This is a genomic window from Streptomyces sp. NPDC057249, from assembly GCF_042669245.1.
Classification (GTDB): domain Bacteria; phylum Actinomycetota; class Actinomycetes; order Streptomycetales; family Streptomycetaceae; genus Streptomyces.
In genome coordinates this window covers 1-1,360 of the sequence record NZ_JBHUXS010000044.1, presented here as the reverse complement: position 1 = coordinate 1,360, position 1,360 = coordinate 1, and the positions used below count along the sequence as shown (strand labels likewise).

Here is a 1,360-nt window from a genome sequence, read left to right as displayed (position 1 = left end):
TCCCTAAGAATGGTTGGCGGTCCGGGGGGACCGGGTGTGGCTGATGGGTGTTTGCCGCTTGTGGCTCGCGAGGAATGGCCGCCCGGTCCTCCGGGACGCTCCGACCACTGATTGAGAACTGCGGTCATCGCTGGTTAGGGACCTGTCGGCGGGGTGTTCTTCGGGCCACGAAGTACGGGCTACGAGGGATACGGAGCGACGGGCTTGAGCACGCGACTGGCGCGGATATGGGTCGGCATCGACGCCGGCAAGGGGCACCACTGGGCAGTGGCTCTGGACGCCGACGGCGAGACGCTGTTCTCGACGAAGGTGATCAACGACGAGGCCCAGATCCTCGCTCTCATCGAGACCGCACGTGAGCGGGCCGACGAGGTGCGGTGGGCGGTGGACATCTCCGGCCGGGCCTCCACGCTGCTGCTGGCCCTTCTGGTGGCCCACGATCAGGACGTGGTCTATGTTCCCGGCCGGACGGTCAACCGCATGTCCGGCGCCTACCAGGGCGAAGGCAAGACCGACGCCAAGGACGCGCGTGTCATCGCCGACCAGGCCCGCATGCGCCCGAAGGGTTTCGCGGTCCTGGACACGCCCCCGGAACTGGTCTCCACGCTCCGGGTCCTGACGCACTACCGGGCTGACCTGATCGCTGACCGGGTCCGGCTGATCAACCGGCTCCGTGACCTGCTGGTCGGCATCTGTCCGGCGCTGGAGCGAGCCTTCGACTACTCCGCGGCCAAGGGCCCGGTCGTCATGCTCACCGAGTACCAGACCCCGGCCGCCCTGCGAAGGATCGGCGTCAAGCGGCTGACGACCTGGCTGGAACGCCGCAAGGTCCGCAGCGCCGACACCGTCGCGGCCAAGGCCGTCGAGGCTGCCCAGTCCCAGCAGATCGCTCTGCCCGGCGAGAAGCGGGCCGCCAAGCTCGTCTGCGACCTCGCCCACCAGCTCCTGGCCCTTGACCAGCGGATCAAGGACAACGACCGGGAGATCCGCGAGACCTTCCGCAGCGACGACCGCGCCGAGATCATCGAGTCCATGCCCGGCATGGGGCCCATCCTGGGAGCCGAGTTCGTCGCCATCGTCGGCGACCTGTCCGGCTACCGCGATGCCGGCCGCCTGGCCTCCCACGCCGGCCTGGCCCCGGTCGCCCGGGACTCCGGCCGCCGCACCAACAACTACCACCGGCCCAAGCGCTACAACCGGCGCCTGCGGCACATCTTCTACCTGGCCGCGCAGACCGCGATGATGCGGCCTGGTCCCTCCCGGGACTACTACCTCAAGAAGCGCGGCGAAGGGCTGTTGCACACCCAGGCCCTGCTCTCGCTCGCCCGACGGCGAGTCGACGTGCTCTGGGCGATGCTGC

Annotated in this window: 1 protein-coding gene; it reads left to right on the top strand. The window is 69.2% G+C overall.

Annotated features, from left to right (window positions below; genetic code table 11):
* Positions 1-204 precede the first annotated feature (204 nt).
* Positions 205-1,360, top strand: a 1,156-nt coding sequence (locus ACFUJY_RS35145; RefSeq protein ID WP_383307255.1) for an IS110 family transposase, incomplete at its 3' end; no start/stop codon positions are given.